General features: G+C 35.2%; 23 protein-coding genes, 1 other RNA gene and 1 pseudogene. 19 read left to right on the top strand and 6 right to left on the bottom strand.

The window, feature by feature from the left end; all coding sequences use genetic code 11:
* Window positions 1-522 precede the first annotated feature (522 nt).
* The 3 genes from pnuC to M2R48_RS16495 all read left to right on the top strand — a co-directional run bounded on the left by pnuC (window position 523) and on the right by M2R48_RS16495 (window position 3,294).
* Window positions 523-1,107, top strand: coding sequence for a nicotinamide riboside transporter PnuC (gene pnuC / locus M2R48_RS16505; protein WP_262086795.1), 585 nt, complete (start codon window positions 523-525; stop codon window positions 1,105-1,107).
* A gap of 19 nt (window positions 1,108-1,126) precedes the next feature.
* Complete coding sequence (locus M2R48_RS16500) at window positions 1,127-1,423, top strand: hypothetical protein (protein WP_262086794.1); 297 nt, start codon at window positions 1,127-1,129, stop codon at window positions 1,421-1,423.
* A gap of 710 nt (window positions 1,424-2,133) precedes the next feature.
* Window positions 2,134-3,294 carry a GGDEF domain-containing protein gene (locus tag M2R48_RS16495; RefSeq protein WP_262087523.1) on the top strand — a complete coding sequence of 387 codons (1,161 nt, stop codon included), beginning with the start codon at window positions 2,134-2,136 and terminating at the stop codon, window positions 3,292-3,294.
* On the opposite strand, the gene M2R48_RS16490 is transcribed toward M2R48_RS16495, so the two are convergent.
* Together M2R48_RS16490 and M2R48_RS16485 are read right to left on the bottom strand one after the other, a co-directional pair.
* A complete protein-coding gene (locus M2R48_RS16490; RefSeq protein ID WP_262086793.1) occupies window positions 3,291-4,565 on the bottom strand; it encodes an MFS transporter in 1,275 nt (424 codons plus the stop codon). The genes M2R48_RS16495 and M2R48_RS16490 overlap by 4 nt on opposite strands.
* Window positions 4,566-4,758: 193 nt before the next feature.
* Window positions 4,759-4,962 (bottom strand): amino acid transport protein, encoded by a 204-nt coding sequence (locus tag M2R48_RS16485; protein WP_262086792.1) that lies wholly within the window; start codon window positions 4,960-4,962, stop codon window positions 4,759-4,761.
* A gap of 204 nt (window positions 4,963-5,166) precedes the next feature.
* Here M2R48_RS16485 and def point away from each other — a divergent pair, with 204 nt between their 5' ends.
* Window positions 5,167-5,646 carry a peptide deformylase gene (gene def, locus M2R48_RS16480; RefSeq protein ID WP_004817516.1) on the top strand — a complete coding sequence of 160 codons (480 nt, stop codon included), beginning with the start codon at window positions 5,167-5,169 and terminating at the stop codon, window positions 5,644-5,646.
* A gap of 88 nt (window positions 5,647-5,734) precedes the next feature.
* Here def and glpK read toward each other — a convergent pair whose 3' ends face one another.
* A complete protein-coding gene (gene glpK / locus M2R48_RS16475; protein WP_034614061.1) occupies window positions 5,735-7,216 on the bottom strand; it encodes a glycerol kinase GlpK in 1,482 nt (493 codons plus the stop codon).
* A gap of 130 nt (window positions 7,217-7,346) precedes the next feature.
* Between glpK and ssrA the strand changes: the two genes are divergently transcribed.
* From ssrA to M2R48_RS16440, 7 genes and pseudogenes are all read left to right on the top strand, one after another.
* Window positions 7,347-7,705, top strand: a transfer-messenger RNA (tmRNA) gene (gene ssrA, locus M2R48_RS16470).
* 430 nt (window positions 7,706-8,135) lie between these two features.
* Complete coding sequence (locus M2R48_RS16465; protein ID WP_262086791.1) at window positions 8,136-9,047, top strand: hypothetical protein; 912 nt, start codon at window positions 8,136-8,138, stop codon at window positions 9,045-9,047.
* A gap of 16 nt (window positions 9,048-9,063) precedes the next feature.
* Window positions 9,064-12,276 (top strand): type VI secretion system Vgr family protein, encoded by a 3,213-nt coding sequence (locus M2R48_RS16460; RefSeq protein WP_262086790.1) that lies wholly within the window; start codon window positions 9,064-9,066, stop codon window positions 12,274-12,276.
* Between the two features lie 18 nt (window positions 12,277-12,294).
* Window positions 12,295-17,337 (top strand): RHS repeat-associated core domain-containing protein, encoded by a 5,043-nt coding sequence (locus tag M2R48_RS16455; protein WP_262086789.1) that lies wholly within the window; start codon window positions 12,295-12,297, stop codon window positions 17,335-17,337.
* Window position 17,338: 1 nt separating this feature from the next.
* Entirely contained in the window at window positions 17,339-17,749 is a 411-nt protein-coding gene (locus M2R48_RS16450; protein ID WP_262086788.1) for a hypothetical protein, read from the top strand.
* A 64-nt stretch (window positions 17,750-17,813) separates the two neighbouring features.
* The gene (locus M2R48_RS16445; RefSeq protein WP_262086787.1) at window positions 17,814-18,095 is read left to right on the top strand and encodes a hypothetical protein; all 282 of its coding nucleotides are present in this window, start codon (window positions 17,814-17,816) and stop codon (window positions 18,093-18,095) included.
* 488 nt (window positions 18,096-18,583) lie between these two features.
* Window positions 18,584-18,802 (top strand): annotated as a pseudogene (locus M2R48_RS16440) (Arm DNA-binding domain-containing protein); the annotation flags it as partial.
* A 278-nt stretch (window positions 18,803-19,080) separates the two neighbouring features.
* Here M2R48_RS16440 and M2R48_RS16435 read toward each other — a convergent pair.
* Window positions 19,081-19,296 carry a hypothetical protein gene (locus M2R48_RS16435; protein WP_262086786.1) on the bottom strand — a complete coding sequence of 72 codons (216 nt, stop codon included), beginning with the start codon at window positions 19,294-19,296 and terminating at the stop codon, window positions 19,081-19,083.
* A 486-nt stretch (window positions 19,297-19,782) separates the two neighbouring features.
* Here M2R48_RS16435 and M2R48_RS16430 point away from each other — a divergent pair, with 486 nt between their 5' ends.
* Window positions 19,783-20,262: a hypothetical protein gene (locus M2R48_RS16430; RefSeq protein ID WP_262086785.1), complete on the top strand. Its 480-nt coding sequence runs from the start codon at window positions 19,783-19,785 to the stop codon at window positions 20,260-20,262.
* A gap of 208 nt (window positions 20,263-20,470) precedes the next feature.
* A complete protein-coding gene (locus M2R48_RS16425) occupies window positions 20,471-21,043 on the top strand; it encodes a tetratricopeptide repeat protein (RefSeq protein WP_262086784.1) in 573 nt (190 codons plus the stop codon).
* Window positions 21,044-21,235: 192 nt separating this feature from the next.
* Here the strand turns inward: M2R48_RS16425 and M2R48_RS16420 are convergent, their stop codons facing one another.
* Together M2R48_RS16420 and M2R48_RS16415 are read right to left on the bottom strand one after the other, a co-directional pair.
* On the bottom strand, window positions 21,236-21,535 hold the full coding sequence (locus M2R48_RS16420) for a hypothetical protein (protein WP_262086783.1): 300 nt from the start codon (window positions 21,533-21,535) through the stop codon (window positions 21,236-21,238).
* Between the two features lie 129 nt (window positions 21,536-21,664).
* Window positions 21,665-22,018 carry a hypothetical protein gene (locus M2R48_RS16415; protein WP_262086782.1) on the bottom strand — a complete coding sequence of 118 codons (354 nt, stop codon included), beginning with the start codon at window positions 22,016-22,018 and terminating at the stop codon, window positions 21,665-21,667.
* Between the two features lie 1,130 nt (window positions 22,019-23,148).
* Here M2R48_RS16415 and M2R48_RS16410 point away from each other — a divergent pair.
* The 6 genes from M2R48_RS16410 to M2R48_RS16385 all read left to right on the top strand — a co-directional run bounded on the left by M2R48_RS16410 (window position 23,149) and on the right by M2R48_RS16385 (window position 26,404).
* Window positions 23,149-23,622 carry a hypothetical protein gene (locus M2R48_RS16410; RefSeq protein WP_262086781.1) on the top strand — a complete coding sequence of 158 codons (474 nt, stop codon included), beginning with the start codon at window positions 23,149-23,151 and terminating at the stop codon, window positions 23,620-23,622.
* A gap of 120 nt (window positions 23,623-23,742) precedes the next feature.
* Complete coding sequence (locus tag M2R48_RS16405) at window positions 23,743-23,919, top strand: hypothetical protein (protein WP_171287892.1); 177 nt, start codon at window positions 23,743-23,745, stop codon at window positions 23,917-23,919.
* 3 nt (window positions 23,920-23,922) lie between these two features.
* Window positions 23,923-24,240, top strand: coding sequence for a DUF4236 domain-containing protein (locus M2R48_RS16400; protein WP_105713149.1), 318 nt, complete (start codon window positions 23,923-23,925; stop codon window positions 24,238-24,240).
* A gap of 325 nt (window positions 24,241-24,565) precedes the next feature.
* Window positions 24,566-25,249, top strand: coding sequence for a DUF3800 domain-containing protein (locus tag M2R48_RS16395; protein WP_262086780.1), 684 nt, complete (start codon window positions 24,566-24,568; stop codon window positions 25,247-25,249).
* Between the two features lie 100 nt (window positions 25,250-25,349).
* Complete coding sequence (locus tag M2R48_RS16390; protein ID WP_262086779.1) at window positions 25,350-25,697, top strand: hypothetical protein; 348 nt, start codon at window positions 25,350-25,352, stop codon at window positions 25,695-25,697.
* An 83-nt stretch (window positions 25,698-25,780) separates the two neighbouring features.
* A complete protein-coding gene (locus M2R48_RS16385; RefSeq protein ID WP_262086778.1) occupies window positions 25,781-26,404 on the top strand; it encodes a hypothetical protein in 624 nt (207 codons plus the stop codon).
* Window positions 26,405-26,459 lie beyond the last annotated feature (55 nt).

Genomic DNA, 26,459 nt, shown 5'->3' with positions numbered 1-26,459 from the left:
TCGTAAACAAGATTAAAATGTGAACAACATCAACTAAAAACAAAATGTTAACCAATGTTTTTAAACATATTATTTAAAATAAATAAATTTTGCGCTACGTTTTCTCGATTAATCTTTTCTCTGCTTTTTAATGTAAACCAGACAGTTTTTATCAGCTATTTTAGTTAATTTTGCTATAGTTCAAAGCTTAAATTGCAGCTTTCAAAAGTGCTGATTAGTCTATTGTATTGAACTCAACTTCCTATATTGCATCATGTTTGAGTATGCTGATTGAGACGCAGAATTAAGATTTTAAAAATCGATACGTCATAAACTGTGATTTAAAGCTAATTATTCACTTTTTAAGGAATTTATATTGTTATCGTAACTACTATTCGAAAAAGCAGGACAACAGTATTTTTTGTGAATTTTAATTCAAAAAATTATATTAAAGATTCCGTTCTCAATTTTAGTTCTGGTTTTGCTTGCAATCATGCCGTATTTTTTCATAATAGCCTTTCCTGTCTTGATTAGTTTTTTACCATGTCACCATTAGAAATATTCGCGGTTATTATCAGTATTATTGGTGTCACATTGACGATTAAGCGAAATATGTGGTGTTGGGTATTTAACTTCTTTGCCTTTGTTTTATATGCCTATTTATTCTTTGAATTCAAATTGTATGGTGAAACAATCTTACAAGTGTTCTTTATGGTGGTGAATTTTTATGGCTTTTATCACTGGCTAAAAGGTAAGCAGCAAGATCATGAGATTCGAATAGAGCCAATTGCCTTACAAACAGTGATTCTTCAGATGATCATCGCAGCTGCTGGAGGGGGAGTATTTGGTTTATCGCTACATTATTTTACTGATGCTGCTTTGCCTATGTTAGATTCCCAACTGGCTGCATTTAGTTTATTGGCAACCTATTGGACCAGCCGTAAACATATTGCGACTTGGGTGCTTTGGGTCTTTGTTGATATCGTCTATGTCTGGATGTTTATGTATAAAGAATTATTCCTAACAGCTGCTTTATATGCGGCGTTTGTTGGACTGGCTGGATTTGGATGGTGGCAATGGGAACAGGTCAAAAAGAAACAATCGGCGAGCATGTATAAAGGAATTTAACATCCTTTAAGGGGCTGCCATGATTATTGATTTTGTTCAAATACAAAAACAAAAGTTTGAAGAACTTGTTGAAAAAATCATGGCTCAACCTGAGCAATATCTCGACTTTGATTCAGTCTCTGATTTTTACAAAGCCCCATGGTTAGATCACTTCCCACAGGGCACAAGGTGGAGCACTTCTGGTTTGGATGATGGTGCAGAAGAATTTTGTATTCAGATCAAATATAGAGAGCTGGTGTTCAATATAGAGATTCAATCAACTTTTATTCGTTTAAAGTTTAACAGTAAAAGTATCAGCATTTATAAAAAAATATAAAGCCAAGTTTTTTTGGTTAAGTCTTTGAAAATAATAATTTTACTTAAATTGAGATTTAACTAAGTCTAAATAATTCTGGAGAGATTATTGCAAATTGTTTTGTACTGAATTTAAACGACAATAATGCTAATGCTTTATGTTTAAAACACTATCATAATTAAAACAGGGAGCTAACGCAGTTTGATTGGATATTTCAAGTTTTGATTCGAGTAAAATTAACTTTTAGAATGTTAAAATATAAATTAAAAATAAATTAGAGTAAATTAACAATAAAAAATATAAAGATGATAAATCTTATTTTAAAAATTTTTGTACCCAGCTCAGTGTATACATCAAATAGGCTAAAGCTTGACGGATATCGCCAGTAAAAAAATTATTGAATTCGGTCAAAGAATGTAAATTAAATCCCTTTGTTTGTTGAAGTATTAGAAAAAAATTAAAGTTAAAATTGATAAAATAAGCGTGATAAAACGATTATTCTTCAGAAAATATTTGCAAATAATATAAAGGATTAATATCCTAAGCTTCAGGTTTATTTAGTATAAAAATCTATATTTTCGAAATACACTTACATAAAATTACTAGAGTGTTATATTTAAATGATGAGTACAGATAAATAAAACAACGGATAGAAATTTACAATTTTATGGATTAGTTATTATATGGAACAAAAAAATAGAATGGCAGTACAGTCCTCAACGGAACACTTCATGCATGATGTCATGATCATGAATTGGAGTAATCTTAAGAAGTGTAGCCTTGTGCTCTTCTTAGGGGGTGTTGCTGTTTTATCGTGGATTGTATGGTGGTTTTTTAGCAACGCTCAAATTGAGCTACAAGCTTGGATTAATCAAGATTTTTATCCAATCTATATGAGATTATTGTCTTTTGCTGCACTGGGTTTTTTTGCGCTTATTTTTATTATTCGTACTTTAAGTAAAACTTCTATTTTTGAAATCATAATACCGTATATAACCATCGCATATTTTGGTCTTATCTTTGTTTTTGGCGCACATTGCATTGGGATTTTTAGCCCAGCATCAAGTGCAGGTTATGTCAGCTTAGTCACAGTGGCGCTGGTATTATTCGAACGAAAAGTGGTGTATCTAATCGTCATTCCAATCACTTGTTTTATGTTGATCAGCCTTGGATTAAGCCTGACGAATAAAATAGCCTATGCGCCAATTTTTAGTGAACACTTACAATCCATGTCGTTATATAAAAATACATTTTGGGTGTTTTGCATGTTGTATTTTTATATTCCGATCTTTCTTGCAAGTCTAGTTTTATTCGAGGTTCTTTTAATTCAATGGCGCAAAAGAGAGCAAATGATTCAGCGAATTAGTGTACTTGATCCACTTACAGGCATTTATAATCGTCGTAGGATTGGTGAGAATATTGACTTATTAAAACAGCAGCAAAGCTCTTTTGCAGTTGTATTATTAGATTTAGATTATTTTAAGAGTGTTAATGACCAGTATGGGCATGATACTGGGGATGCAGTTTTAAAACAGGTTGCAAAAATTTTGACTGAGAATATTCGTGAACAGGATGTTGTTGGACGATTTGGGGGGGAAGAATTTATTATTCTCATGAGCAATGGTGCATTAGAAAATGCACTGAGACTTGCTGAGAGATGCCGTCAAGCAATTGAAAAAGAAGAAATACGATTAGATCATCAACAGACGCTCAAAGTGACGGCTAGTTTTGGGGTCGCAGTATCAACGAATCCTTTTTTATCAACAAAAGAAGAATTGATTCGTCAGGCTGATCAGGCCTTATATCTGGCAAAAAACAATGGGCGTAATCAGGTTTGTCATTTCTTTGAAGTAGAACTTACCCATTCATTCGGATACAAACAACGCGGTTAAACCGTTTCAAATTTTTTGCGATAAACTACACTTGTGATAAGGGTAATTAGACAAAGCACAACAATATAGTACACAGCACCAATATCGCGATATAAACTCAACCATTGTACCAATGGCAGCGTTAAGCCACCTGCAATTGCGTATGCAACATTGTATGAGAATGAAATTCCTGAAAAACGAATTGGGGCAGGAAACATCTTGACCAAGCTATAGGAAACTACACCGACTGTGCCAGAAAATAGACCAAGTAACATGTACAGTCCGAAGATCGTTGAATGAGCGGCATGACCTAAACTGTAATAAAAAAGACCTGCAGTGATTGCCACACTGAGCGATCCCAAACAAATTACGCGCCCAGCACCAAAACGATCAGCGAGAAAACCTGCCAATATACAACCCAGCATTTGCATCAGAATTGCCATGCTTTGCATTTGAAATGCATCCGCACGTTGAAAGTTAAATGTGGTGGTCAGTAAATTGGGGGTAGATAGGATAATCACCACAACACAACCGGTCAAAAACCAAGTAAATAGCATCCCGATGACAACGGCAGATTTATGGGATGCCAAAACTTGCTTGATGGGTAGATCTTTTGAGAGTTCTTTACGCGCCTGCATCGCTTTAAATACTGGGGTTTCTTTAAGATAACTTCTTAGATATAAGGCAATTAATCCAAAAACTCCACCGACTATAAATGGGAGACGCCAAGCCCAAGCATGGATTTCAGCTTCGCTAAACTTAAGTGAAATAAACAGCGACATCAAAGCGCCCAGTAAGATCCCCAGTGACAAACCTGAGGTAAGCAAACCATTGGCAAAACCAATTTTCTTTGTTGGTACATGCTCTGAAACAAATGTCCATGCTGCGGGAATTTCTCCACCAATCGCAATGCCTTGAACCACGCGCATCAATAACAGTAGCAATGGAGCAGCTAAACCAATGTCTGCATAAGTTGGCATTAGACCAATGAACAAAGTAGGGAGTGCCATCAGTAATATGGATAAACTAAACAGGCGTTTACGTCCTACGAGATCACCAAAATGTGCCATGATCACGCCACCTAACGGACGGAAGAAATATCCTGCGGCAAAAATTCCGTAAGTATTCAGCATTGCCCAAAAAGGACTTAAAGAGCTGGGGAAAAATAGTTCAGCAATGATTTTTGCGTAAAATACATAAATGACGAAATCATAAAATTCGAGCGCACCGCCCAGAGAAGACAATGCAAGGGTTCTTTTTGCTTCCTTATTGAGGCCCAATTTTTCGTCCATGATGATGCAATGCCTTAAAAGAGAAATTGAATGTGAATGTAATCATTTTAATTGACTATTTTTTACTTAAAAAATCAATATTTATTTTTACACATCATACTTATTTTTATAGGTGATCAAGTGATTTAAAAATCATTTCTGCTTTAAAAGTATTGCGATAAGTTAGATTCTAATAGATTTAAATATTGATCATTTATATGCGAATTAACCACGGGATAACACTCAGAATAATACCGCATACAGACATAATCATTGTATTTTCAATAAAATAAGGAAAAATCATCAAAGTGATACCACAGATAAAAGGCATGTTCATTCGCTGTCTTTTTCCATAGATAAAATAGCCTAAGCCAATTGAGCTAAAGATCAAGCCTAAGAATAGGGATGCTGTATTCATTATTTTCAACGATAGACTAGACGGTAGTTATTTACACGATCATGATTAAAAATGGTTTAAAAGACAAGCGGTCATTTGGCTTAGGTAAATAGAAATTCATTTGTACATAACCTACATACTTTTGCACAATAATTGAATTGGAAAGTGCATTTCAAATGCTACACTCATCTTTATCTAATTTACATTTGATCAAGGTACAAGATAATGAGTGCCGTGTTACCTGTCGCCCAACGTGGTGAAGACGTTTTAAAATTAATCGCAGCGCCTGTGGCTGAAGCTGAGTTTTCAAGTACTTGGTTAAATGAATTATCCAAGGCCCTACAGGCCACCATGTTAGAGCGTAATGGTGTTGGGATCGCCGCACCACAAGTGTATGTTTCTAAACGGGTGATTATTGTTGCTTCAAGAGCGAACCCTCGCTATCCAGATGCTCCTGAAATGGATGCAATCACAATGATTAATCCTGAAATCTTAGAGCAGTCTGAACAGACCATTTTGGGTGAGGAAGGATGTTTAAGTGTGCCCAATGAAAGAGGGCAAGTGGCTCGTGCTGAAGCAGTTACTGTACAATTTTTCACGCTGACTGGCGAAAAGATTATTCAGCAATTTCATGGCTTTCCTGCACGCATTGTGCAACATGAAATCGACCATTTAAATGGGATACTGTTTGTTGAAAGACTTTAAACTGAGAAAGCTTGGCTAAAATTTTACTTTGAATTTTATCTTTAATTCTAGCCAAGCTTTTCTACGTAGAATTGCTAATTGGATATTGTTAATTGGACTTCGCGCGCTGCAAGGCACCATTCCATAAGCTTAAATGATATTGTCTTTGGTCTGCGCTCATCTTAGGCTCAAAAGCACGATCTAATTGCCAAGATTCAGAAATTTCACTGAGATTATTAAAAACACCTGCCTTTAATCCTGCCAATGCAGCAGCACCCCAAGCGGTAGATTCCAAAAGTTTAGGGCGTAGCACAGGTACATTTAAAATATCTGCCTGAAATTGCATCAGCATATCATTTTGGCTTGCGCCACCATCTACACGTAATTGTTTTAAGGGTTGTGCAATATCCGATTGCATCGCAGTTAATACATCAGAAACTTGGAAGGCAATGGATTCTAAGGCTGCTCTGGCAATATGTGATTTATTGGTTCCACGTGACATTCCACAAAGTAAAGCGCGCGCTTCACTGTCCCAATGTGGTGCTCCCAGACCTGTAAAGGCTGGAACCAAAACGACACCATCTGTAGTGTCAACTTGGCAAGCTAGCTTTTCAACTTCAGCACTATTTTTGATAATTCCTAAACCATCTCTTAACCATTGCACAATCGCACCAGCCATAAATACACTGCCTTCTAAGGCATAATGAGATTGGTCTTGGCATTTCCATGCTAAGGTGGTGAGTAATTTATTTTTGCTATATTGAATATCTGTTCCTGTATTGAACAGCATAAAACAGCCTGTTCCATAGGTATTTTTGGCTGTTCCAGCTTCAAAGCATGATTGTCCAAAGAGAGCAGACTGTTGATCACCTAATACGCCACAAATGGGAATTTCCGCACCAAGAAGCCCTGTGGCGGTATTGGCAATATAACAATCAGATTGGATAATTTTAGGCAGAACACTCGCTGGGATATTAAATAATTCAATTAATTCAGCATCCCATTGCTGTGTTTTTAAATCCATCAGCATAGTGCGTGAAGCATTACTTGCTTCGATGACATGCTCTGAGCCTTGAGTTAAATTCCAAATTAACCAACTGTCGACTGTACCAAATGCGACATGGTTTTGTTCAGCCAGTGCTCTTAAGCCTTGCACATTTTCCAATAACCAAACCAGTTTTCCAGCACTAAAATAAGGATCTATTCTTAATCCTGTTTTTTTGTGAATTTTTTCAGATAAATTGTTTTGAACTAACTGATTGCACCAGTCTGTAGCGCGTCGGTCTTGCCAAACGATGGCAGGGGCAAGTGGTTTACCTGTTCGCTTATCCCAAACTACCGTAGTTTCACGTTGGTTGGTTAAACCAAGTGCTTTAATGTCTTTGGCCAATAGTCTTGCCGATGCGATTGCTTGCTGTACGACGGTGATTTGTGTGGTCCAAATCTCCATGGCATCTTGCTCAACCCAGCCCGAATGTGGGGTTTTAATTTGGGTTTCCCGTTGAGCAGAGGCATATACCTTTCCATGCTCATCGAAGATAATTGCTCTGCTAGAGGTCGTTCCTTGATCAAGTGAGAGTAAATAGCTCATCTTTTTTATATTTGTCCCTTGAAAAATAGTGATAGTAGCGCAATTATAGAACTAGGCGCATCATTTGATATAAATGTAGTGAATTATCTGCTTAATTTGCAACAATTATGTTATGATGGCCGTGTTATCTGGGGATGTTATTGGCTTCGACGCCGATGATGAAGCTCATAGATGCATGCCGAGAGCGCATTTTCTCTCGTAAATCAAATTTGCATATTTTAGTCGCAAACGACGAATCTTACGCTCTAGCTGCCTAAGGGCAGCTTGTCCGCTTCACTGAATACTTGTGGTCAGTGGACCCGACTGTAGCGCACGCACACAAGTCCGTATAAAGTCAAGCCTCGGGGCTTTATACTAAACTTAGAGGATCGCGTTTTGTACCCTGTTCGTCGGGTCACTTAATGTTAAAATAATTGACGATATCTAAGCATGTAGTATTCTCGAGTGTAGTGTTGGCGGACGCGGGTTCAACTCCCGCCATCTCCACCAAAATTATTGTTATAAATTAGCCACTTACTATAAGTGGCTTTTTTATTGCCACATTTTTGCCACACTTCCAACTTTTTGCGCCACATTCTTTTAAATATAAAAAAGGCACTTATTAAGTGCCTGTATTTAATTTTGCCATCTCTATCCTGTTTTTATCACCATGAATCCATTTAGCGTAACGTTTTTTGAGTATTGATATGCGAACTAAAAGTATTTCTTCGTACTCTGATTGCTTGTCACTTTGAATAAAAACTTCTTAAAAAGCACTTTAAATTTTAAGCTGAACTTGATAAAAGAAGCACTATTGATCAACATAATGAAATTCAATTGTTATGGCTAAAAATATAAACTTTACCCGATAAAAACCATCAAAGATTGGGAGGGGGATGATTGGGATGTTTATGAGGAAAAATGTCTGCCGAATGGGTTAATGTTACTAAAAGGTCGAGGTTATGAGCGACTTCATGGGCATTGTGCCGAAATTATCCTGACGCATGAACTGGCTGAATTTATTAAACAAAATCATTCAGTGGAATTGTCCATTTTAGCTGAACAGCTTGGATTTTCTAAAGATGTGTTACTTCGTTTTAGAAAACGTCTTAATATAAGAAGGAAACTATCTGATTATGCATGGGTCATTGAACATCAGGACGAAATACTCTATGAGCGTTGCGATGTATTGTTCGAAAAATATCAATTAAATCAGGGTGACATTGGTCGATATGTTCGCTATCTAGTCCATAAGGTTGGCGTTATCAGGACTCGAAAACGAGCAAGAAAAGTTGAAGACGAAATTCAAGCAAAAGTTTTAGCACATAAAGACATTATTATTTCATGTAATAAAATTATTGATTTGGTTGAGGCGATGGATATTGCTGTCTCTACTGCAACAAGAGTTCATAAACAAATGTGTATGGAGCAAAATTTACCGACAACAGCCGAAAAATTAAAACAAAAAAGTACTGAGAGAAAACAATGGTTATTGGACAATCAACACGCTTTATTAAGTCATGATTTGACTATTAAGGAGATTGCTCTAAAGTTTAATCTCACACAATCACAAATCAAATGGGCAAGGATAGATTTAAAAAAGTTACTCAATATTCCCAAAAAACCATTAGCTATTGTTTGGGTTAGGGCGCATCAAGCAGATTTGGAACAGCTAAGTTATGCCGAGTTACAAAACAAATATCGAATGACTCAAGGGCAAGTGAGGCATGCTTTAAGAGTGCTCAAAAAACTGAAACAAAAAGAGACACAAAATGTCGTTTTAAAAAATAACTATAGACAGTTCTGTATAGACAGATTATTAAGTTGTTTAGTAGAATGGATCACAATCTAAAATCAAATAATAAACTATGTCTAACAATATTTACGCTGCCTTGGAGCAGCTGGGATTGACAGCTCAAAAGCGTGCGATCCATGCCCTATTTTCAAATTCGGTATTAAACGATCAAGTCTTCCTTCAACGTGTAGATGGAACTCATGAACTCAATGAGGGTGTACATCTAGAACTCATTTGTCTTTCAACCAATGCCCAAATTCCATTAAAACAATTTATTGGGAGTCAAGTAGCCGTTGATATTGTCAACGATAAATCAGAACTCAATCGAATTTCAGGGATTGTAACGAAGGCTGATATTGGTGCAAGCGATGGCTCACTTACGATTTATCGCCTAACAGTAGAAGATCCGACTGCACTTTGGAAACAGCGTAGAAATAGTCGTGTCTTCATGGCGAAATCTGCCGTTGACGTGGTTCAGTGTATTTTTTCCGAGTGGCAGCAACGTAGTCCGTTGTTTGCTTCAAGTCTAACACTGGATAAAAGTGGTTTAACCAAAGACTATGATGTACGTCCTTTCATTATGCAGAATAATGAGTTGGATAGTGAATTCATTCAAAGATTGCTAGCCTCCGAAGGCATTAACACTTTAATTGATGAGGCACAGCTTAAAGTTTCCAGTTCAAATGAACAAATCCAAGCTCAAAAACTAAGACTAATTGACAGCAATGATCACTACCAAGCACTGGATCGACGTAACATCCGTTTTCATCGTAGCAGTCCAACAGAACGACAAGACAGCATCACAGCATTTACAGGTTTGCGATCAATCCAGCCAACTTCAGTCCATATACAACGTTGGCAAGCGGATGCATTAGAAACAGAAGAAGGTGCTGGCTCAGTTTTAACTAAGCATCGACATTCAGACAATCAAGATTCAGCGAGTTTAGGATTAGAACAAGCATGGCATTTTAGTCCTGCATGGATACAAGACCTCAATGGAGAAGATGGTGCAACGCGATCAGGCAACAGTCAGATTGAACGGTTTAACCAAAACCTTAGCAACTACTACGACTCACAAGCCAAAAAATTTACGGCAACATCAACAGTACGTGATGCACAAGTGGGGTACTGGTTTGAATTTAATGAACACCCAGAGATAGATCAACACTCAGGTGCAGACAAAGAATTTTTAATTACATACAAGTCTTTCTATAATCAAAATAATTTACCTAAAGACTTAACAGATCAAGTTATAGCCTTACTCAAACAAAGTAACTGGCAACAGACTGAAATCAGCACTAATAATAAAGACGAACGTCAAGCAAATCACCTCATTCTCCAACGACGTAATATTACTATTGTCCCTAAATATAACCCTTTAACCCAAAGACCGACAGCGCACCCAATGCGTGCCAAAGTTGTCGGACCAAGTGGAGAAGAAATTCATGTGGATGAATGGGGGCGTATCAAAGTTCGCTTCCTGTTTACTCGTAATGAAGACAACACCCATGATGGCGGTGCGGGTTCTAATGACAATGACACAGATTCAGCTTGGGTCGATGTCCTAACTCCATGGGCAGGTGAAGGCTATGGGGCGCGATTCTTACCGAGAATCGGAGAGATTATTGTGATTGATTTCTTTGATGGCAACATTGACCGTCCATTTGTGGTTGGGCGTATCCATGAAGCGCAACGTCATCCAAGTAAGTTTGATGACAAAGGCAAACTGCCTGACACCAAGAAGCTGGCAGGAATCAAAAGTCGAGAGTATCAAGGCAGTGGTTACAATCAACTGAGGTTTGACGACACTACTGGCCAAATCAGCAGCCAGTTACAGAGTAGTCATGGCGCCAGCCAACTCAACTTGGGCAAACTGAGTCACCCAAAAGACAAAGCAGAAAGTGATGATCGTGGTGAAGGCTTTGAACTTCGTACTGATCAATGGGGAGCAGTTCGGGCAGGGCAAGGTTTACTACTTTCGACCTATAAACAAGACCAAGCCAAAGGTGAGCACTTAGATGCTGAAATTGCTAAGAAACAGCTAGAGGGTAGTCAGACCAACAGTAAAGCCTTAAGTGATATTGCCAAGAATCAAAAAACTGATGAAATTGAATCAGTTGAACAACTAAAAGAATTTGCAGAACAATTAGAGCAAAAAATTGCAAAATTTAATAAAGCCTTGCTTTTATTAAGTTCACAAGATGGGATTGCCTTAAGTACCCCTGAAGATATTCATATCTCCGCAGATTCACAGATCAATCAGATTGCAGGCGATAGCATCAACTTGAGTACGCAAAAGAATTTGATTGCACACGCACAAAACAAACTCAGTTTATTTGCTGCTCAAGGTGGCATTAAAGCCATTGCAGCGCAGAGTAAAGTCGAGATCCAAGCGCAGTCAGATGCATTAGATATTTTTGCCAAGCTGGGGATTAACATTTCATCTACTGATGACAAAGTTGTGATTAGTAGTCCTAAAGAAGTTGTGATTACAGGTGCAACTTCACAGATTACTTTAAATGGCTCAGGAATTTTTCCAAAGACGGGTGGAAAGTTTGAAGTGAATGCTGGGCAGCATGTATTTCAACCCGGCGCAGGTGTTAGTGCTAAATCTAACTTACCCCCACCGCCGAAACGTGGGCAGGGTGTACTCGAATTATTACATGACTATGCACATGGTGATTTTGTTAAACAAGGTGGTTATACCGTTATTGACTCTTTGGGTAAGCAATTTAAAGGGCAATTGGATGACAAAGGCTTTGTACGTGTTTCAGGATTAGCGACAGGTGCTGCCAAGGTAGTATTTGAAGATGACAAGCGTAACCCTTGGGATGAAGCAAGTGATTTCAAACGTCCTCCACAATGGCCAAACGAAAATGACCCTGATGCGCAAAGTTTGATGGGTAAAGTTGAAACTGCTCTGAAAGGTGCGGTTACAGAAGCTAAGAAAGCATTAGGTCAATCCTTTACCAATCCAGCTTCAATTAAAAAGACCATTGAAACAGCTAAGGCATTAAAAGATGGTGGTGCAAAAGCTTTATTACCAATGTTGCAACAAGGCGTTGAAGCACAGTTGACCAATCAAATTGCCAGTTTAGTACCCAAAGCACTTGGGCAAAATCCTCTAGGGCAAGGTATGCCAAGTGGAGTACAAGGGATTGTTGCAGGCAATAGCCCCAAGCCCATTACGAATCCTTTAAGACAGCAAAACTCAAATAATTCGGGTCAGAGTACAACTTTGATGAATAATAACCCGATGAATGCAATGAACTTAACATTTAAATAAAAATAGAGAATCAAAAAGATGGGAATTCCACCAAAAAAAGTATCTAAACAGCAAACTAAACCAAGTGTAAGAACGAATACTGGTAAAGCAGCGGTTGCACCAATCAATACCATAAAAATGGCAGATGTAAATGCTGGAACGAAAAAAATTAATCAATGGCTAAAGCAAAATACAGGTGGTGTGGTTGATTTAGATATTTTGAAAAGTGTTGCAGGTGCTTTACCTGTTATAGGAAATATTATTTCATTAACAGACGCAGTTTACGATGTTATAGAAATCACTAAAAAGCCTAACCCAGGGTTTCCAGATTGGCTAAATTTAGGGATTGATATAATTGGTGTTATTCCGATCCCTCCTGGTTTAGCTGCATCTAGAATGGCGCTGAGACCAGCTCTAAAAGTATTAAAAAGTAAGAACCTTGCTAAAGAAATACCAGATGCAATTATTGATTTATTAATGATGCATGTAAATGAAAAAGTTGCAGGTGAGTTGGATAAGTTTGCAGAGAAGGCACAACCACTTATTAATGAAATGGTTGATAGCTGTGGCAAAAAGGGCAAAGAGCTTGGGAATAATTTTGCAGATGGAATGAGTAAATTGCTGAATGGGCAATTATTCGACTCTAGAAAGGATTTAAAGAATGCTAAATCCAGCTTTTCAAAAATGTCAGATAATATTTTTAGAGATTCAGGGAAAGCTTTTGATCATGGCATCGCATTTTTAAGAAGTGGTCTTTCTGTTGTTGGGCAAGAATATGGAAACACAACAGCTAAAGCTGCTACAACTTTTATCGGTGCAGATACGAAAGCTGCAATAAACAAGCAGGTTGGCCTATTTAGAAAATTTAGTAATGCTGTACCAGCTAAATTAGCTCCTTTAGCTGAACCTAGTACTACCATGAGTGTTGCTTGGATGTTGCAAAAGCTGACACTTGCAGCTAAAAAATTCAAACAGAAAAAAGCCAAAAAGACGGTAGCTATTAAACCAAACCAAACTTCACAAAAAGATAAAAAACGTCCAAATGGAGAGTTGGAAACAATTCAAAACCAAAAAGGAGCAAATAACAATCCTAATGATAATTGCCAGTTAAATACAACAGGTGTGAATGGAAGTAAATCAAAGCCAGTAACTAAAACTAAAAAAAGTATTACTTATGCTTTAGGGACAGAATATTTAACTCATGTGGATGCATTTGAATTTGCTCTTTCTAGTTTTGTTTTATCTAGGACCTATGCTTCAAATTTGTATCAACTAGATGAGGGTGAGTTTGGAGCACGTTGGCTTACTCCATTTATGACACGTATTATTAATAAGACAGAATATGTAGAAGAAACAGAACAAAAAGAAGGGTATATCCATAAATTAAAAGGATTCCAATATATTGGAGCAGATGCTCGTCCAATTGCCTTGGCAGATATTAAAATTGGAGAAAGTATTCATGACCAACAGGAAGGATTTTATTACAGTATAATTTCTGAAAATGTACAAATGATTTCATTTGGTACAGAAGAGAAGCACATTTTTGAAAAAAATAATGATGAATATCGTTTATCGACCATTGAATATAAAAATGGCATGATAGCAGCAGTCCGTTATGACCACAAAATTAATGATAAATCTTATATTTCTGACATTCTAATTAAACATAAATCTCAGTTGTTATTGCACATTGCGTTTAGCATAAATAATCAAGGTAAAGTTGAAGATGTTTGGTCAATTGAAAAAGGAGAGTTAAAACGACCACTGGCAAGTTATAACTACAATGAAAAAGGTGATTTAGTTGAAGCCATTACAGAAAGTGGGGCAAGTTATCATTACGAATATGATCATCATCTTATAACACGTTATACAGATCTTACAGGTCGTGGAATAAATTTAGAATATGATGGAATTGAGCCAACTTCTAAGGCATATCATGAGTGGGCGGATGATGGTAGCTCTGAAGTTCGCTTAGAATGGGATGAAAATATTCGCCTTACTTATGTTATTGATGCATACGGAAATGAAACTGAATACTACTATGATATAAATGGTTATACCTACCGTATTGTATATCCAAATGGGTTAGAAGAATGGTATTTTAGAGATGAATGTAGTCGTGTCGTCAGACATATTGATATTGATGCTGCTATTAACGAATATGAGTTCGATGAGAATGGTAATTTAACTACTATTACACAGCCTGATGGTGCGACAGTTTACTATGATTATGATGATCAAGATCAACTGATTGGTATGGTAGATGCCGAACAAGGTCGTTGGTTTAAAGAATATGATGGATCAGGAAATATCATTAAAGAAATTGATCCACTAAAAAGAGAAACAAAGTACAACTATAATGGTATGGGGCTTCCTACACAAATTACAGACGCTAAGGGGGGGAGTAAGCGATTAGAATATGATGGCCAAGGAAACTTAATTAGTTATACAGATTGTTCAGGCAAAGAATCTAAATGGGAGTATGATCTCCGAGGTCGAGTGGTCTCTGTAGAAAACGCTTTAAAAAATAAAATTGAATATTTTTACAGTGATTTTACAACTGAAAAAAGAGAGCCTCTTGAAAAGGGTTTACCATTAAACTCCTTTGGTCAATTAGAAAGGATTAAATATAGTGATGCATTAGAAGAACATTTTATTCATGATGCAGAAGGGAGATTATTGGTTTATATTGACCCAACAGGTAAAAAAACATGTTATGACTATAACTCAGCAGGTTTGATTTCTTATCGCATTGATCCTCAAGGTTATAAAATCAAATATGAATGGGACAAACTCAATAGACTAAAACGTTTAATTAATGAAAATGGTGCAGCTTTTGAGTTTTTTTATGATGTCATTGGCCGCTTAACCAAAGAAATTGACTTTGATGGTAAAGAAACTATTTATGAATATGATGAGGCAAATGGTCAGCTTCAAACCAGTATAGAAGTTGCAATGCTTCATGGGCAAAATTTATCAGGAAATCTTGCGCCTAAAGATCGTATTCAACATTTTGTTATGGACAGTATGGGGCGTCTTGAACAACGTACTTCTGGTTTTGGATACAAAGGTCAAAATGAATTAGAAGAACAAAAGTTAGAGGAGTTTGCTTATAATAGTCATAGTCAAATTTTACTGGCAAAGAATGCTGAAAGTAAGGTCGAGTGGTTCTATGATGTTGTTGGTAATTTAGTTCGAGAGCACATTCAAGATAATACAACGTGTAAAACAGCTGTGTGGAAACATAGCTATGATGAAATAAATGATCGCATTAAAACGATACGTCCAGATGGACAAAATGTTGATTGGCTAACGTATGGTACAGGTCATGTGCATAGCTTAATTTTAAATGGTCATGATATTGTTAGTTTTGAAAGAGATGATTTACACCGTGAGACTGCCAGACATTACGCAAATGGCTTAAGTCAATTTGAACAGTACGATGAACAAGGTCGCTTAAGTCAGCAACAGATCGTCAAAGGTCATGAAAATGGCTATGCGTATGAGCAATTACAACTAGAGCAAAATGCTGTTCAAGATACAGCTAGCTTATTATCTCGTGTTTATCGTTATGATAAATCGGGTCAGCTTGCACATATTCAGGACAGTCGTCGTGGTGACATTTATTATAAATATGATCCACTTGGGCGTCTGTTTGAAGCGACATCAAAACTGGGTAAAGAAAAATTTAGTTTTGATCCAGCAAGTAACTTAATTGATCGAGATATTGACCAGCAAAATCACATTCATGAACGTGCAGCTGATGGAAATCAGCATGGTTATTTAAAACTGGTCAATAATGTTGTTCGCCAGTATTTAGATCAACAATATCAATATGATGCTTATGGTCAGCTGACGACTCAAAAATCAACACAAGGTGATTTGGATTTATCTTGGGATGTTTTAGGTCGTTTGGTACGTAGTCGTAATAGCGAATATACAGCTGAATATCGTTATGATGCGATGGGGCGACGTTTAGCAAAAAGAAGTAAGCATCATCGTACAGGTCAGGAACAAGACTTTGTTTATGGCTGGGATGGAGATACTTTGGCTTATGAATCCAATGAGCTATATACCAAGCATTATATTTATGAAAAAGATAGTTTTATTCCTTTAATTCAAGCCGTTTATCAAGCACCTATACAGAATCATACCACACCCGTTTGGGATGATAAATACAGTTTTAATCGAGATCCACTTTGGAAAAAGACTCAGAGTGGTCAAGGTTTTGATGACATTTGGTTCTATCACTGTGATCATCTAGGTACACCACAAGAGCTGAGTGATCTTAGTGGTCAGATCATTTGGAAGGCACAATATAAAGCTTGGGGTGAATGTAAAGCAGAGAAAGTGAAATCAAACTTCTTTGAAAATAGTGAAATCATTTCAAATAATATTCGCTTCCAAGGACAGTATTTTGATGAAGAAACAGGGCTTCACTATAACCGCCATCGGTATTATTCACCTTATGTAGGGCGTTTTATTTCTAAAGACCCAATTGGTCTTTTAGGTGGGCATAATGTTTATGCTTATGCTCCAAATCCTGTTGAATGGGTTGACCCGAGAGGCTTATCTGGCGGAAAAGGTTCTAAAAATGGTGGTGGAAAGGGGAGTAAAGGAGGAGTACCTCCTAAAAAGAAACCTTGCCCTGGAAATCCTTGTGAAGGTAAAGATCCCTCAAAAACAGCTCGGTCATGGCAAGGATCGGCACCTTATTCTGGTGTCGATGCATATAAAAATGTAGTAGTAAAAAAAGGCACTGTTTTATATACTTTGTATCCGCATGGTAATGCTCCAGGAAATTATCTTGCTACATCACCTGATGTAATAAAAGCTGGGACTGCTAGAGGTTATAACGATGCAGTACAAGTTGCACATACAGGAAATTGGGATAGCCCTAAAGCAAGAGATATGCGAACACAACTACATGCCTTCATTGTTACTAAAGATACGTGTATGGCTAAAGGTAGGACAGCTGCAAATCCTCATCTTGGTGCTGGAGGAGGAACTCAATATTTTATTGAAAACTCAGATAAAAAAAATCTAACTTCAACAGGTAAAATAATTAAATATGGAAAATAAATTGAATTTACAAATTATATTAGATGAAAAAATTTTAAAAATTGATAACTTAATTATTGATTTGGCTAATATTCATTCTTTAAATTTTTTGAAAAAAGAATCAATAAATGGCAAACAACACTACTTTTATAATCAACTAATTTATTTAAGTGATATGGTTGATTTGAAAGTATTTCTGAAAACAGAAAATATGATTTATATATTGTTTCAAACCCCAGAGTTTTTTGAAAAAAACTTGCTTAACTCTAAGGTTTTGAAAAGATTCATGAAAAAATATAAATTAGAGCATAGTAATTTCGATGTAGAACATCCTACTAGAGTTATTTTGAATAAAGAAAATCACAAATGGAATTTAGTCGAGTTTACTTACGATCCCAAACAAGGTGATATTTCCATGAGTTTGGAATTTTAAAACGTAATAATAAAAATTATGCTTTCTTATTTTTTTAAAGTGAGGTATGAGTTAGTATAAGTCAATGAAATTTAATTTAAATGGAATATATATCTGTGAATGTCTAAAAGAAATCATAGTAAAAGGAATAGATTTAGGAAATTCTATTAGATCTTATAATCAAATTCCTGAATGGCCAGAACAAGATAGCACATTCATTTTTTTAGAAAACAAAATAAATATAACATCTTTGAATGATTTACCTGAATGGATTTTAGTGAGGGTGAATAATGATATGCATTATACTTGGTATAATGAAATTTATTGTAAAAAGCATCATGACTTATTAGCGGCAGGTGATATGTGATTCTAATCTACACGGTTCCCTCTAAAGCCAAATTTAATTAGGAAGAGGGGTTGGTAAAAGAGCCTTCTATACGGTCTGTAAGCTAGATTGAAGGAGAGTTTAAAGATTCTTCTTCAATTATTTTGAGTTCATAAATTATTTTGTGTGGTAAGTATCATTTTTTATAAATGATCTTTTTATAACCAAACGAAATGAGCATATCCATGCTTCTGCCTGATAAAAACAGAAGCATTAAATTTATGCCATTAAGCTTTTCGCTTTTCAAGAGAAGCTTCTTTTAAGTAAGCACCCTAATTCATCAGGCAATATATTTTGTTACTTAGTTATAAAATGTATCATGAAACTTAATAAAGCCTTGAAATTTAACAGTTTCAGGGCTTTTTTAATGCCTGAATTTCTATCATAGACATATACAGGCACTATCTGAAAATCACGCACTATCACTATATGATGTTACACAGGTGTGACACGCGTGTAACAGGTGAACTATGCTTTCAGACTCACAAGTAAAAGCTTTAAAACCAAAAGGCAAAAGATATTTATTTGCAGATGGTGAGGGTTTGTCAGTTGATGTATTTCCTACTGGTAAAAAGAAATGCATCGTTTCATACCGAGTAAATGGAAAACAGACTAGAAAGAATTTAGGTGAATACCCTGAACTAGGGTGCAAAGACGCCCGCCAGTTAGCTCGTCAGTGTAAAGCTGAAGCACTAAAAGAACAATTGGGCAAGTCTAAGAAGTATGCTTCTGTTAAGGCTGTGGAGAATAAGACAGGTAGAAAGTATAATTGGCGCAATCTTAAAAAGTGGTGTCTAGAAAAAGGTAGAGAGATTAAAGACATTGCAGATCCAAATTTTGGAAGTGTAAAAATTTATCCTAAGGAAGCATGGAAAGAGGTTTACGGAATTGAGTTGAAACGAATTCTTGGATAGGCAAAACCTCCCTCGGGAGGTTTTTTTGATGCCATTAAATGTATTAGTTCAGATCATTTAGATGTTGTTTTTTCAACTGATTGTGATGTTGATACATTCTTCTGCTCATTGGCTACTTTTTGTTTATGACTAGGCATATAGTCAGGTTCACTTGACATAGCCAAATATAAAAAAGTGAAAAAGATTGATGTTAAAACAGCAACGATGGCTATAAATTTCCAGCCTAAAACAGTTGATTCTGAATCATCTGTTGTGTGGTTGTTTTTCATGTAAACCCCAAAAGGAAAAGGTAAAAAGTGCAACATTTATATCATAAAACCAACTAAAGCTTTTATCGTATTCTCTTGGAATGATTTTTAATTCAAAATTACAATTCTGTAATCTTTATCCAAGTTAAAGTAATAATTATGTGCTAAAAGTAAGATATTTCTAAAATTTGAGCTTGGACATGGAGCGAAATATTTGTAATTCAACAGCGCACTATGAATCAGATAGTGAAAAAAGCAAAAGCAACTTATTTCCAATATCAGTATTCATTTTAGTAATGATTATTTATGCATTCCTAGCAACAAAATTTTTGATGGTCGAAACTCCGCATGCAGATAAAGCGCAGACAGTATCGGGGAATACCAAAAGTGTTACATCAAAAAATTATTTCTGAATCCGTTTCATTTAATTCAACTTAAGAAAACCTCCTAACTGGGTTTTTAACTAATTTATTGATACTTTAAACGCACCTAAAGGAATGTTTCAGAATGAATAAATTACTATTAATTGGTACTTTGGGGTTATTGCCAGTGTTAGGTAATGCAGAATTTTTAACAACCTCTAAAGGTGAAAAAGTAGAACAAAAGAACAATCAAACTTCGGCTATTGTAAGGCTCACAGATGATGATTATGTTTTAGATGGAAAATATTATGATGTAACACTTAAAGATGGTAATAAAAAAGACGTTATTGTTAATGTACTGACATTTGTAGACCAAAAAGATGGGAAAAAATTAACTAGAGATCAAGCTTTGTTTGGGATCAAAATGATAGAGATTCCAATTCTAGATGGTCTTAAAAATCGACATTCGTATGTTCCAGTAAAGGTTTATATTTATCAAGTTGGTAATTCAGTAAACATTACTATCGAGTATTTTGCAAAAATTTATGGTACAAAAAAATTAGGATCAAATTCTAAAGAATTTACTATGGATCAAAATGGTGAAATTCATATTGTGCAAGAATGAATTTAAAACATAAAAAAACCGCCTTTCGGCGGTTTTTATTGAACCTAATTTATGAGCAATGAATGATTTACCTTCCTATTGGTGTCAGCAGAAAACTCAGTGCTGACAGCTTGTCAAAGCAGCTGAAGCAGAAAAATTGATTGAAGCATGGCCCTCTGAGTGAGGGTTATAACCACTCTTAAAAACTATTAGTTTAAATAAAAACTATATGAGTTATTCTACATATTCATTTTTAAAAATAAAGAATATCTCATATATGAAATTTTTGTCTCAAATGAGTTTAACAATTTGTTTACTTGCATGTTTGCCAAATGTATTTGCAGAACAATGTCCAAAAAACGATGAAAATAGAAAAGCAGAAATCATTGATGGTGTAATAAAACTTGATTTAAAGATAACAAGAAAGTGTGCAGAAGAAGGCAATATTCGTGCACAAAAAGACTTAGCAGTGGCTTATGCGTCAGGCCGATTTGGAATTGCTCAAAATTTAGATGAAGCATTAAAATGGGAAGTAAAGGCTGCTTTACAAGGAGATCCTGAAGCACAATATGATGTAGGTCTATCATACGAAATAAAAGAGGACTACAAAAAAGCCATGGAGTGGTATTTAAAAGCTTCAGATCAAAATTACGGAGTTGCACAACTTTATATTGGAATGCTATATGCGAATGGAAAAGGTGTATCACGTGATGTTGATACGGCTATTGCTTGGTACAGAAAAGCGGCTGAGAATGGAAATGAATCAGCTCAGATGACTTTAGATACGATTGAAAGTAAATAGTTCTTTATCTTATATTAGATTAGGCTTTATATAGTTAAAATTTAGTTTTTTTAATAGCCTTGCCCTAAACTCCAAAAATTAGAGTCAGGGCAGGGCAAGAAATCACACTTTAGATCATTGATACTGTTGCAAAATACAATGTGTGTAGCGGTTTGAATGATAGGAAGAATAAAGCCCTCAATTGAGGGCTTATTAGCTTAAATTTTTATACCTATTAAATGCTTCAAAAATTCTCTTTTTTTGTTCATTCGAAACATCTGGGTATGAGAAAAATTTTTCATAATCTTTTCTAAATTGGCAACTTTCTATTCTCTTAGCTAAGCTATTAACAAAGTCTTTTCCTTCTGTAAGATAATTTTGAATTGCCTGTTCATCTAGGCAGATAGTTTTCTCCCATGAAATTGCACTCATATTTATAAGAACATTGAGATACATACCATCACTATCCTTATACAGTTCCCAATAATATGGTTCCATCTCTATTACATTCATTTTAAATCTTTCCAGCTATCTACAATATTCGCCCAATTCTGAACCATCTCGCGTCTTTGCTGTAAGTGCTTTGCATGATGCGAAGAATGAATCATTTAGGTGAGGGTTTATTAGCTTAAATTTTTTTAATTAATTCTGTAGCATAGGGCGCTTTAACAAATATTCTAAAATAAATAAATAAAAACCAAAGAGTGCTACTAATACAAAATTACTACCAATGGCGTAACCTATAACAAATGGTGAGATACTTGGAAATTTAATAAATAAAACCCAAATAAGATTGATTAAAACTGTTATTGTACCAATAACATAAACGTAATATTTATAAAATTTGATCGATGAAATCAATGCGCTATCATTTTTTCTTATCTTAGATACAATAAAGCCTATTAACAAAGCAAGTGATGGAATTACTCCAAAAAGTGCAAGGAGCCAATAAACTAATTGGAATACAATAAATAAACTTATTTTTAGTGCTTTCATAATCTCAAACTTACTCTTTAATTTTTTTTTGTTAATCAAAAGAGCGAATATACATTAAAACATTAGGTCTTGAAATAGAGCTGCTGAATGTAATGACAATTTCGCCAAAACAATAATAAAACTTGAGTATCATGTATATGAAAATGAATTTTGTCATAAAAAAACCCACTCTAAAGTGGGCAATGCCGGACATCATTTCTAGTTATTGACCATTCTCTCCAATGGTCAAATTTAGTATATCTTGTTTTATTTTGGATAAAAACGCAGCAAAATAGTTGGTTATAATCTTTAACCACACTAAAAGTGTAGTCAATAAGAGTGTGTCAATTGGCCACGCTCGTTCAACATAGTAACCAATATTCACCATTGCCAACACTGGCCTATTCAAAGATGGTTTGTGATAGGTCTATTCAAAAAAGAATGCACCCAGTAGCTGCATTTTGATTTCCAATATTTAATACCTAAAATTTCTTCTAGCTTGCTTTAAATAATATTCGTTAAAAATAAGAAAACCAGGCAGTAGTGAAAGAGCAAAACAAATTACATTAAAGATGAAATAATAATTATCATTAGATACAAGTTCCTTGTAGCCATTTATTTCCGATCCAGCAATCAGTGGAGCTACAAAGAAAGGAATCATAAGCATATAAACAATTATTTTCTTTAAGTCGCTTATTAAGCTTTTTTTGTTTATTGCTATAAGTATTTGAGAGTAAATATAATTTATAAAAATGAAATAGATACAAAAAATCAAAAAGAACAAAAATGCATATAACCATATCATGGGGCACATCCTAATTGTATATCTTTTAATTTTAAAGAAAATAAGACTCAACTATTTTACCCATTAATTTGCAATAATTCATCCCAACTAAATCATTTAACCTTAATCATCCCACTCTTTGTAAAATAATTCTTAGACAACATGTCTCGACTCATGGACCACTTTCGATCTTTTGAATAGCAAGGACCAACTGAAATCTTTGTTTCTTAAGTGAAGAATATGCCGCTGATGCAGAAAGTTTTTTATTGCACCCAACTGCCACACAGTGGTTTTCCCACTTTCGGCTAATGTTTGTCCAAGTTACTTCTGTTAATATGGTTACGAGAATTAACAAAGTAGTTACATTATGAGAAAAATAGTTTTAGCTTATCTTTTAGCTGTATCAGTTTTATCTAGCACAAAAAGTATTGCGCAAGATGATGATGTTCAAGCAATCTTTATAATGAAAGGGGAGTGTACTACAGCAGTTATTAACTCTAAGGCAGAAAACTCTTGCATGGGATTACTTTCACATACTGTTTTTAAAAGTGGAACTTTATTATTCATGTTCAACTTTTTAAAGAGTGAAACTGATTTTTTCACACTAAAATTTTTTGGTGATTCAGAAATTAACAGAGGGGCAAATGCGAAAATTATGCCAGTGAGTTATATTGAAATTAACTCCCCAAATACAAAGAAGAGCTACAAAGCGGTTGGAAAATGTATTTTTCAAAATCCTTATAATCAAGTGCCTGCGTTAATAGAGTGTGAGGCAGAGACTGAAAATGGGCTTATGAAAGCTAAGTTTTTAACAGATGGGCAAGATCCAGAAAGTTTTTAATAAGTTATTAGAGAAAAAGCACCCTAAGGTGCTTTTTTTACACCTATTTAGTCTAATTAATGTTCACTCCATCTTTACCATTTGTTACATTGGTAGCACTTTATAATAATTGGTATCGATATGAAAAAGATCGCATTGGGGTTGGTTTTAGCATTAGGTTTTGCTTCATTTGCTGATGCTGGACGAGGTCGCCAACCTTGTTCGGGTAGTAAAGGTGGGGTAAAGCATTGTCAGGCAGGTAAATTTGTTTGCAATGATGGTTCAATTAGTGGATCTAAGAAAATTTGCGGAAAATAAGCAATGGGATTTAATTTTAGAAAAAGCATTAAAATTATGCCTGGTGTTCGTGTGAATCTCACCAAAAAGGGAGTTTCAAGCGTATCTGTTGGGAAAAACGGTGCAAGAGTTAATGTAGGTAAAAAGGGCACAAGAACTACAGTTGGATTGCCAGGAACAGGGCTATCTTATTCCTCTTATTCACCTAGAAATAAACAAAGTAAGGTGAAGACATCACTTTCATCAAATCAAGACTCTAGAGATGCTGGATCATTTAAGGGAGTATTTAAATTCTTATTAATTTTAGCTGTCATCGTGTTCTTTCTTTACTTGATTTTTTAATGCTAGAGCCCATTAAGAGTATAACTTTCGGGTTATTCAGCCAAAAATCAACTAATTGATGACGCTGCGCGACAACATTTAACGCACAAGAAGGTGCTGAAGTATTGACATTTTGAAATTGTTTCGTATTGACAGTTTTGTCACTATAGAATATTCTAAACATGTAGTCGCAGCGCGGTATAAATAATCCACGCCTAGGCTGAGGTACGATAAATTCTGCGATAATCGTAAACTTACTGTAAGTAAGTTGCCTCTAGGTGCCGCACCCGAATTCTTAAGCCTCTAAATATATTTAGGGGCTTTTTTAATACTTGATAATAATTTTATGCGAACATTTATATATTTAGATGAAAGTGGTGATTTGGGATGGAATATGCATGACCCATATCAACATGGCGGTTCTAGTAGGATGCTTACACTTGCTGCAATATGCTTACCAGAGGGGAAGGCTAAATATATCCAGCGTATTGTTAGAGCTTTATATGTAAAAAGAAAACGACCTTTAAAGAATGAGCTTAAATCAGTGGATTTGAATACAGCTGATAAAGAACTATTTCTTAATCTAGTGGCGAAACTGCTTATTGAGCATAAAGATATCCAGTTGAGATCTATTACAGTTCATAAAGAATTTGTAAATAATAAAATGAAAAACGATCCCAATGTTCTATATAACTACATGATTAAATGCCTATTATTAAAGCCAATATGTGGATCTAAATTTGTTGACTTCATGCCAGACAGACGAAGTGAGAAGGTGAACACGAAATGGAATATGGGGGAATACCTAAATCAGATGATTTTGGAGCACTCCATAGAAAATGAAGTTAATAATCAATACTGTAATGTTATTCCGATGGACAGCTCAAAATGTCTTGAATTGCAATTTATTGATTTTTACGCTGGCTTAATATGGTCGGCATACGAGTTTCGCGACAAAAAAGCGAGAAAATTTCTTGCTGAATGCCGCAATACTAACCATAAGTTGTTTTTTCCACACGAAGATAAATAATAATTTAAATTAATATGAAAATACTAAACCCACTCACCCAAGTGGGTTTCTTTTTAATCAATTAATTAGTATCTTGGTCTAAATAGATTAAGGATATATCATGAAAAAGATAATTTTAATAATTTTGATTAGTCAGGTACTTATAGCTTGTGCGAGCGTAGCTACCCAACGCTATGAAACACTTAATGATCTAATGCAATCATGGGTTGGATCTTCAGAAGAAAAACTTATAAATAAGTGGGGAGTGCCAGATAAGAGCTATACATTAACAAATGGAAATAAAATTATTTCTTATGAAACTTTTGTTCATCCAGGGCGTTATTGTGAAGAAAAATTCATGCTTGAAAAAGGGATCATAGTGAAGTGGGGGCACTCTCGTTGCGATTTAAATTTCAGTAATGCTAAGAAAATATCAAAAGATATTCCAATTCCTCAACCGACTCTTTGATAGTCTAAACGTTGTGTAGTTTTATTGATTCAAACCTCCTTCGGGAGGTTTCTTTATGACCTTAAAATTAGTATCTTGTTTAAATGAATAATTTAGTAAAATTTATGAAAAGATTTCTAATTTTAAGTTTGTTGCTCGGAACGAGTGGTTGTAATGAAAGCTCAACAGGTTTAAAAAAGAATGCGATAAATGCAGCTTATAAAAATTGTTACGGTTATCTGAATGACCTTGTTGAAAGCCCATCCAGCCTTAAAATAAACAAAGCAACTCCCAAAATTAGCTTCCCTGAAGATAATTTGATTTATAAATATTTCAATGAATCCCTAATTGATAAAAATACAGGAAAGATTTCTCAAGAAAATATTGATGAAAATACAAGGTTTAGACAAATTAGTTTTGCTATAGATTATGAAGTAAAAAATTCTAATGGTGTTTCATTAAGAGACAAATTTGTTTGTTCATATGTTTATGAGTTAAAAGGGAATGAGGAGTCACCCAATAAGATGTACTTAACAAGTTGGGAAACAAAAAATGAGATTAAAAGTACCTATATTCCGCTTGATGTTAGAAATGAATCTAATTTCAGAATGGGTCAAAAAATAGTTAAACCTATTACTGAAATATCCTCCCATTTTACAGATAGAGATAAATTATTATTTACAAACATAGAGTTTCTTTACAAAGATTCTAACGAGCCTGAAAATTGAAAAAATTAATATGTTGCATGAGTTTATCTTCATATAGTAGCAATAGGATGACTAG

The organism is Acinetobacter sp. I-MWF, assembly GCF_025433935.1.
Classification (GTDB): Bacteria; Pseudomonadota; Gammaproteobacteria; order Pseudomonadales; family Moraxellaceae; genus Acinetobacter; species Acinetobacter guillouiae.
Note: the sequence above shows the minus strand (reverse complement) of the source record. Positions and strands in the feature narration are given on the sequence as shown.

Excerpts from the sequence above, each read along its gene's own strand:
- pnuC (WP_262086795.1), top strand. The coding sequence starts at position 523 with ATGTCACCATTAGAAATATTCGCGGTTATTATCAGTATTATTGGTGTC.
- M2R48_RS16500 (WP_262086794.1), top strand. The coding sequence starts at position 1,127 with ATGATTATTGATTTTGTTCAAATACAAAAACAAAAGTTTGAAGAACTT.
- M2R48_RS16495 (WP_262087523.1), top strand. The coding sequence starts at position 2,134 with ATGCATGATGTCATGATCATGAATTGGAGTAATCTTAAGAAGTGTAGC.
- M2R48_RS16490 (WP_262086793.1), bottom strand. The coding sequence starts at position 4,565 with ATGGACGAAAAATTGGGCCTCAATAAGGAAGCAAAAAGAACCCTTGCA.
- M2R48_RS16485 (WP_262086792.1), bottom strand. The coding sequence starts at position 4,962 with ATGAATACAGCATCCCTATTCTTAGGCTTGATCTTTAGCTCAATTGGC.
- def (WP_004817516.1), top strand. The coding sequence starts at position 5,167 with ATGAGTGCCGTGTTACCTGTCGCCCAACGTGGTGAAGACGTTTTAAAA.
- glpK (WP_034614061.1), bottom strand. The coding sequence starts at position 7,216 with ATGAGCTATTTACTCTCACTTGATCAAGGAACGACCTCTAGCAGAGCA.
- M2R48_RS16465 (WP_262086791.1), top strand. The coding sequence starts at position 8,136 with ATGTTACTAAAAGGTCGAGGTTATGAGCGACTTCATGGGCATTGTGCC.
- M2R48_RS16460 (WP_262086790.1), top strand. The coding sequence starts at position 9,064 with ATGTCTAACAATATTTACGCTGCCTTGGAGCAGCTGGGATTGACAGCT.
- M2R48_RS16455 (WP_262086789.1), top strand. The coding sequence starts at position 12,295 with ATGGGAATTCCACCAAAAAAAGTATCTAAACAGCAAACTAAACCAAGT.
- M2R48_RS16445 (WP_262086787.1), top strand. The coding sequence starts at position 17,814 with ATGAAATTTAATTTAAATGGAATATATATCTGTGAATGTCTAAAAGAA.
- M2R48_RS16435 (WP_262086786.1), bottom strand. The coding sequence starts at position 19,296 with ATGAAAAACAACCACACAACAGATGATTCAGAATCAACTGTTTTAGGC.
- M2R48_RS16430 (WP_262086785.1), top strand. The coding sequence starts at position 19,783 with ATGAATAAATTACTATTAATTGGTACTTTGGGGTTATTGCCAGTGTTA.
- M2R48_RS16425 (WP_262086784.1), top strand. The coding sequence starts at position 20,471 with ATGAGTTATTCTACATATTCATTTTTAAAAATAAAGAATATCTCATAT.
- M2R48_RS16420 (WP_262086783.1), bottom strand. The coding sequence starts at position 21,535 with ATGAATGTAATAGAGATGGAACCATATTATTGGGAACTGTATAAGGAT.
- M2R48_RS16415 (WP_262086782.1), bottom strand. The coding sequence starts at position 22,018 with ATGAAAGCACTAAAAATAAGTTTATTTATTGTATTCCAATTAGTTTAT.
- M2R48_RS16410 (WP_262086781.1), top strand. The coding sequence starts at position 23,149 with ATGAGAAAAATAGTTTTAGCTTATCTTTTAGCTGTATCAGTTTTATCT.
- M2R48_RS16405 (WP_171287892.1), top strand. The coding sequence starts at position 23,743 with ATGAAAAAGATCGCATTGGGGTTGGTTTTAGCATTAGGTTTTGCTTCA.
- M2R48_RS16400 (WP_105713149.1), top strand. The coding sequence starts at position 23,923 with ATGGGATTTAATTTTAGAAAAAGCATTAAAATTATGCCTGGTGTTCGT.
- M2R48_RS16395 (WP_262086780.1), top strand. The coding sequence starts at position 24,566 with ATGCGAACATTTATATATTTAGATGAAAGTGGTGATTTGGGATGGAAT.
- M2R48_RS16390 (WP_262086779.1), top strand. The coding sequence starts at position 25,350 with ATGAAAAAGATAATTTTAATAATTTTGATTAGTCAGGTACTTATAGCT.
- M2R48_RS16385 (WP_262086778.1), top strand. The coding sequence starts at position 25,781 with ATGAATAATTTAGTAAAATTTATGAAAAGATTTCTAATTTTAAGTTTG.